We start from the raw sequence: 6,666 nt of genomic DNA, 5'->3' as shown, positions 1-6,666 counted from the left end.
CGCCTCGGCGGGGTGGACGTGCTCGTGCACACCGCCGACGACCGCTCCCTGGAGACCCGGCCCGCGCGGCGCCGCGCGCACAACATCCGCGCGGCCCAGACGGTCCTGACCGCCGCCGCGGCCTCGGGGGTCCCCCGCGTCATCCTGGTCACCAGCACCATGGTCTACGGGGCCGCCCCCGACAGCCCCGTGCCCCTGGCGGAGAACGCGCCGCGCGTGTCCGACAACAGCGAGGGGCTCATGGGCGACTTCGCCGAGATCGAGGCCCTCGCCGAGCGCGCCCGCCGGGCCCACCCCAGCCTCACCGTCACCGTCGTGCGCCCCGCCCCGCTCGTGGGGCCCGGGCTCGACACCCTCCTCAGCCGCCACTTCTCCGCCCCGCGCCTGCTCACCGTCAAGGGGCACGAACAGCACTGGCAGTTCTGCCACGAGGACGACCTGGTCAGCGCCCTGGCCTTCTGCGCCCTGCACGGGGTGGACGGGCCCGAGGGCGTGGTCGCCGTGGCCAGCGAGGGCTCCCTCACCCAGGACGAGGTGGAGGCCGTCTCCGGGATGAAGCACTTCGAGGTGCCCGCCAACCTGGCCTTCGGCGCCGTCCGCCGCCTCCACCAGGCCCGGATCACCCCGGCGGCCGAGGGCGAGCTGAAGTTCCTCGTCTACCCGTGCGTGGTGGACTGCGCGGTGCTGCGCGAGGCCGGGTGGAAGCCCGCCCACGACAACGAGTCCGCCCTGGCAGCCCTGCTGGAGTCCCGCAGCGGCAGGCCCGCGCTGGTCGGCCGCAGCCTGGGCCGCAAGGAGGTCACCATCACCGCCGCGGGCGCCGCCGGAGCCGCCGCGGCGGCCATCGGCACCGCCGCAGCCATCCGCCACCTGCGCAAACGCAAGGGGGCGTGAGGCCCGGGGTCCGCGCGGCACGCGTATCGACGGCGCGCCGACGAACCCCGGCCACCTGACCCGGAGCCCGTGCGCGCGGCACACGCCGGGAACGCGGCCGACGCCGGCTCCCAACCCGACCCGGGACCGTGGGAGTGCGGCGCGCTTCCTGTGCCGGTGCCCGTGCGCGTGCGTCGGAACGCGCACCCGTGTCCCCACATGGGGGAACAACCGGTTGATACGGTCATGTCGTGGAAGAGATCACTCTCGCGTCAGTACGCGACACCCCCCTGTCGGTGGACGAGGTCCTCGCCGCGGTCTCCGACCCGCGCGCGGGCGGCACCGCGGTCTTCGTCGGCACCGTCCGCGACCACGACCACGGCCGTGACGTCGCGCGCCTGGCCTACTCCGCCCACCCGACGGTGGAGGCCCAGCTGCGCGTCGTCATGGAGAAGGTCCTCAGCGACACCTCCGTCCCGGGCCGCCCCGTGGTGCGGATGGCCGCGACGCACCGGGTCGGCCAGCTGGAGATCGGCGACATCGCGGTGGTCGTGGCCGCCGCCGCCGCGCACCGGCAGGAGGCCTTCGAGGCCTGCCGCCGCCTCATCGACGACCTCAAGGCCCAGGTGCCCATCTGGAAGCAGCAGGACTTCGAGGACGGCCGCAGCGAGTGGGTGGGCGCCCCCTGACCGCCCGCGGCGGCCGGGTGAGCCGGAGGGAGGGCGGACCCCCGCCGGTCCGGACGCGGCAATAGGCTGGGGAGCATGCTTCGTCGTGCCATGACCCTCGTTGTCGCGCTCGTCCTCCTCGTCGGGCTCGGGATCGGCAGCCTCCACCTGCCCGTGCCCTACCTGGTCGCCGCGCCGGGCCTGACCGTCAACACGGTCGGGGAGACCGACCGCGGGCAGGTCATCGAGATCGAGGGCGCCGAGAGCTACGAGCACGACGGCACCCTGTCCATGGTGACCGTGCAGTACGCGGGCGGGCCCGGGCACCGGCTCGACTTCCTCACCGTCGTCACCGCCTGGCTCTCGCCCACCCAGGCGGTCCTGCCCGAGGAGCTGCTCTTCCCAGCCGGGCGCACGCCCGAGGAGGTCACCGAGCGCCAGACGGTGCAGATGAACGACTCGCAGACCGACGCCACCGCCGCCGCGCTCACCCAGCTCGGCATGGAGTACGAGGCGGTCCCCGTGGTCAGCGGCACCCTGGAGGGCATGCCCGCGCACGGCGTGGTGGAGGCGGGCGACACGGTCGTGGCCGTGGACGGCGAGCCGGTGCCCACCCAGGGCGGCGACCCCGACGTCCCCGCCGGCAGCGCCGCGGTCGTGGAGATGGTCGGCGACCGCGAGCCCGGCGACCCGGTCGGACTCACCCTGGAGCGCGACGGCGAGACCGTCGAGGTGGAGGTCGCCAGCGAGGAGGGCGACTCCGGCGGCGCCGCGATCGGCGTGCTCATCGCCGACGAGACCGACTTCCCCGTGGACGTGGAGATCACGATCGGCGACATCGGCGGGCCCAGCGCGGGCATGATGTTCGCGCTCGGGATCATGGACCGGCTCAGCGAGGAGGGCCTCACCGGCGGCGCGGCCGTCGCCGGGTCGGGCACCATCACCGCCGACGGTCGGGTGGGCGGGATCAGCGGCATCCCGCAGAAGATGGTCAGCGCCCAGCGCGACGGCGCCGAGTACTTCCTCGTGGCCGCCGACAGCTGCTCCCAGGTCGCCCAGTCGGCCGCCTACGGCGAACTGGAGGTGGTCCGGGTGGAGACCCTCGACGACGCGGTCGCGGCCCTGGAGACCATCCGCACCGGCGAGGGCGAGCTGCCGCGCTGCGAGTAGGGGCGCGGCGCCCGTCCCGTGCCCGGGTTTCCTGGACAGGTGACTCCCCGGGCGCGCACCCGCGTTCCACGGGTGCGCTCCCGGGCCCCGCGCGACCCCGCGGGCGCCCCCAACGGCCCAGATCAGTCCTGTCCGGACTCCTCGTCCAGGTCCAGGGTCAGCGCCAGCGCGGAGGTCAGCGCCGGGATGAGATCCGCCCCGTTGAGCACCTCCGACTCGCTGTCGTGGCTGCGCATGCGCATCGCGCAGTGCCGCGAGCCGTCGCGCAGCACACCGGCGACCATGCGGATCTCCTCGGTCTCGCGGCCGGAGGAGCCCGGCTGCTCGTCCGGGGCCAGGGTCTCGTCCGTGCCCTTGACCACCAGGCGCTCCATCACCAGCGCGCACCCGGCCACGCCCTCCGGCCACAGGATGCGGCCCAGCGCCTCCTCCAGCGGGACGTCGGCGGGCAGCTGCTCCTGCTCGACGGGGGTCAGCTCGTCGGGGTCGGCTGGGGAGTCGATGCCCAGCAGACCGGCCAGCGCGGGCTCCGCCCGCAGCAGCTCCGCGGTCGGCACCAGGGCGTACAGGCCCAGCGGCCGGTCCCAGCCCTGCTCGGCGGCGTGGCGTTCGAGGTCCATGACGGCTTCGCGAATGTTCGACACGTTTCCATAGTGACCGATGCGGGAAGCGCGACGCCCCTGTTTTCGGACAGTAGGGTCGCCACGTGGCCTTCCGGATGCGACTCCGATACAGCAACGATGCAGCCTTGTCACCCGGACGAGGGCCGTTTCGGGAACCCGGGGACCACCGATTAAGTTTTCAGTAACAGAGCGCCACACGCGCACCCATACGCACCTACCAAGCCAGAACGAGGGGGAGGCGTGAGCTTCCGATCGCCCGGCGCACCACCTGCGCGTATGCCTCGCCGATCAAGGTTGCTCGCGCCAGTCGCGGCGACCGTGGTCGTCATCATCGCGGGGCTGATGCTCGCCGCGAACTTCTGGACCGACTTCAAGTGGTTCGAATCCGTCGGCTACACCTCGGTCTTCCTGACCGAACTGTGGACCCGCGTGCTGCTGTTCGCCGTCGCCGGACTGGTGATGGCCGTCATCGTCGGCGCCAGCATCTTCTTCGCCTACCGCTCCCGGCCCGGCATCCGACCGATGAGCCTGGAGCAGCAGGGCCTGGACCGCTACCGGCAGTCCATCGACCCGCACCGCAAACTGTTCTTCTGGATCGCCGTGGGCGCCCTCGCGCTGCTGGCCGGAGCCGCGGCCAGCGGTGACTGGCGGTCCTACCTCCAGTTCGTGAACAGCACCGACTTCGGGGTGAACGACCCCGAGTTCGGCATGGACGTGGCCTTCTTCGCGTTCACCTACCCGTTCCTGCGCATCCTGCTCGGCTACCTGTACGCGGCGGTCATCCTGGCGTTCATCGCCGCGGTGATCGTGCACTACCTGTACGGCGGGGTCCGCCTCCAGAACGACTCCGGCCAGCGCGCCACCCCCTCGGCCCGCGTGCACCTGTCGGTGCTGCTGGGCCTGTTCGTGCTGCTGCGCGGCGGTTCCTACTGGCTGGACCGCTACGGCCTGGTCTTCTCCGAGCGCGGCTACACCTTCGGCGCCTCGTACACCGACGTGAACGCCGTCAAGACCGCGCTGCTCATCCTCACGGTCATCTCGGTCATCTGCGCCGTGCTGTTCTTCGCCAACATCTACTTCAAGAACATCATGGTGCCCATGGCCAGCCTCGGACTGCTGGTGCTGTCCGCGGTGCTGGTCGGCGTGGCCTACCCCGAGATCGTCCAGCGCTTCCAGGTCGCGCCCAACGAGCAGCGCCTGGAGAGCCCCTACATCGAGCGCAACATCGAGTACACGCGCCAGGCCTACGGCATCGACGACGCCGAGGTGCAGGCCTACGACGCCACCACCGAGCTCAGCGCCCAGGACCTGGTGGAGGAGTCCCAGGACACCACCGTGCGCCTGGTCGACCCCTCCGTCGTCTCGCAGACCTTCCAGCAGATGCAGCAGGTCCGCGGCTTCTACCAGTTCCCCGAGGTGCTGGAGGTCGACCGCTACCCGGACTCCGAGGGCAACCTGATCGACACGATCGTGGCCGTCCGAGAGCTGGACGGGCCGCCCGCCGACCAGGACAACTGGCTCAACCGGCACCTGATCTACACCCACGGCTACGGCATGGTCGCCGCCGCGGGCACCCAGATCGACGCCGAGGGGCGCCCGGTCTTCACCGAGTACAACATCCCTCCGCGCGGTGAGCTGAGCGACGTCGTCGGCGAGTACGAGCCGCGCATCTACTACGGCCGCGAGGGCGCCGAGTACGCGATCGTGCAGGCCGAGGAGGAGTACGACTACCCCCTCGACGCCGAGGAGGAGACCGGCGACGTCCCGACCCCGGAGGACGCGGTCGAGCCGGAGGTCTCCCCGAGCCCGGACGAGGCCCGCGCCCCGTCCGACGCGGACCAGGAGGCCGCGGAGCAGACCGCAGAGGAGGCGCCCGCCGAGGGCGGCGGCGAGGGCGCCGAGGGCGCCGAGGGCGCCGGAGGCGGTGGGGAGGGCAGCGACTCGCAGGCCTACAACCGCTACGACGGCGACGGCGGCGTCCAGCTGGCCAGCTTCTTCGACCGGATCCTGTACGCGATCAAGTACCAGGAACCCAACATCCTGCTCAACAGCGCCATCACCAACGACTCGCGCATCATCTACGAGCGCGACCCGGTGGAGCGCGTGGAGAAGGTGGCCCCGTACCTGACCACGGACAGCCGACCCTACCCGGCGGTCGTCGACGGCCGGGTCGTGTGGATCGTGGACGCCTACACCACGTCCGACGGCTACCCGTACGCCAACCGGATCGACTTCACCCAGGCGGTGACCGACACCTTCACCGACGGCTCGGCCCAGCAGGTGGGCGCGCTGCCGGGCAACGAGGTCAACTACATCCGCAACTCGGTGAAGGCCACCGTCGACGCCTACGACGGCACCGTCACCCTGTACGCGTGGGACGAGGCGGACCCGGTCCTCCAGACCTGGATGGACGCCTTCCCCGGGACCGTCGTCAGCAGGGACCAGATGAGCGAGGAGCTCGTCGACCACCTGCGCTACCCGGACGACCTGTTCAAGGTGCAGCGCCAGATCATGCGCGAGTACCACGTGACGGACGCCGCGGCCTACTACGGCGGTCAGGACTTCTGGTCGGTCCCCAGCGACCCGACCAGCGAGACCGATGCCCCCGAGCCGCCCTACCGGCAGACCATCCAGTACCCGGGTGAGGAGTCCACCTTCTCGCTGACCAGCACGTTCGTGCCGCGCGGCCGTGAGAACCTGGCGGCCTTCATGGCGGTGGACAGCGATCCGCGCTCCGAGGAGTACGGCCAGCTCAAGCTGCTGGAGCTGCCGCGGAGCACGGTGATCCTCGGCCCGGGGCAGGTGCAGAACGCCTTCGACGCCGACGCCGACGTCCGCGAGGTGCTGCTGCCGCTGGAGCAGTCCAACGCGGAGGTGACGCGGGGCAACCTGCTCACGCTGCCCTTCGCCGGGGGCCTGCTCTACGTCGAGCCGCTGTACGTGCAGGCGGGCGGCGGCGGAGCCGCCTCCTTCCCGCTGCTCCAGCAGGTCATGGTCGGCTTCGGTGACGAGGTGGCCATCGGCAACAGCCTGCCGGACGCGCTCAGCAACCTCTTCGACGGAGAGGGCGCGGCCCCCGAGGAGGGCGTCGAGCAGACTCCCGAGGAGGAGTCCGAGGCCGGTGGCGGCGGCGGAGGCGGTGGTGGGGGCAACGAGGACCTCACCGAGTCCCTCAACGAGGCCGTCGAGGCCTGGGAAGAGGCCCAGCAGTCCAACGAGGAGGCCAACGACCGCCTGCGCGAGGCGCTGGAGGACATCCAGCAGCAGCTGGACGAGAACTGAGCCCCGCCCTGCGGCGGTGACCGTTCCCTGAGGGGGCGGGGGTCCTCGGG

Annotated in this window: 5 protein-coding genes; 4 read left to right on the top strand and 1 reads right to left on the bottom strand. The window is 71.8% G+C overall.

Annotated elements, in window-relative coordinates; all coding sequences use genetic code 11:
* The 3 genes from DQW06_RS26125 to DQW06_RS26115 all read left to right on the top strand — a co-directional run.
* Positions 1-894 (top strand): NAD-dependent epimerase/dehydratase family protein (locus tag DQW06_RS26125; protein ID WP_117199493.1); only part of this gene is annotated, 894 nt, incomplete at its 5' end.
* A 230-nt stretch (positions 895-1,124) separates the two neighbouring features.
* Positions 1,125-1,562: a molybdenum cofactor biosynthesis protein MoaE gene (locus DQW06_RS26120; RefSeq protein WP_013154803.1), complete on the top strand. Its 438-nt coding sequence runs from the start codon at positions 1,125-1,127 to the stop codon at positions 1,560-1,562.
* A 90-nt stretch (positions 1,563-1,652) separates the two neighbouring features.
* A complete protein-coding gene (locus tag DQW06_RS26115; protein ID WP_041552857.1) occupies positions 1,653-2,711 on the top strand; it encodes a PDZ domain-containing protein in 1,059 nt (352 codons plus the stop codon).
* 122 nt (positions 2,712-2,833) lie between these two features.
* Here DQW06_RS26115 and DQW06_RS26110 read toward each other — a convergent pair whose 3' ends face one another.
* Positions 2,834-3,355 carry a PPA1309 family protein gene (locus DQW06_RS26110; RefSeq protein WP_013154801.1) on the bottom strand — a complete coding sequence of 174 codons (522 nt, stop codon included), beginning with the start codon at positions 3,353-3,355 and terminating at the stop codon, positions 2,834-2,836.
* Between the two features lie 297 nt (positions 3,356-3,652).
* On the opposite strand from DQW06_RS26110, the gene DQW06_RS26105 reads away from it, so the two are divergent.
* A complete protein-coding gene (locus DQW06_RS26105; RefSeq protein ID WP_117199492.1) occupies positions 3,653-6,616 on the top strand; it encodes a UPF0182 family protein in 2,964 nt (987 codons plus the stop codon).
* Positions 6,617-6,666 lie beyond the last annotated feature (50 nt).

It is taken from the genome of Nocardiopsis sp. TNDT3, assembly GCF_003427465.1.
In the GTDB taxonomy this organism is placed as follows: Bacteria; Actinomycetota; Actinomycetes; order Streptosporangiales; family Streptosporangiaceae; genus Nocardiopsis; species Nocardiopsis dassonvillei.
This window is presented reverse-complemented; position numbering and strand designations above follow the sequence as displayed.

What these genes read in the sequence shown, in the direction of transcription:
- DQW06_RS26115 (WP_041552857.1), top strand. Translation starts at nt 1,653, where the DNA reads ATGACCCTCGTTGTCGCGCTCGTCCTCCTCGTCGGGCTCGGGATCGGC.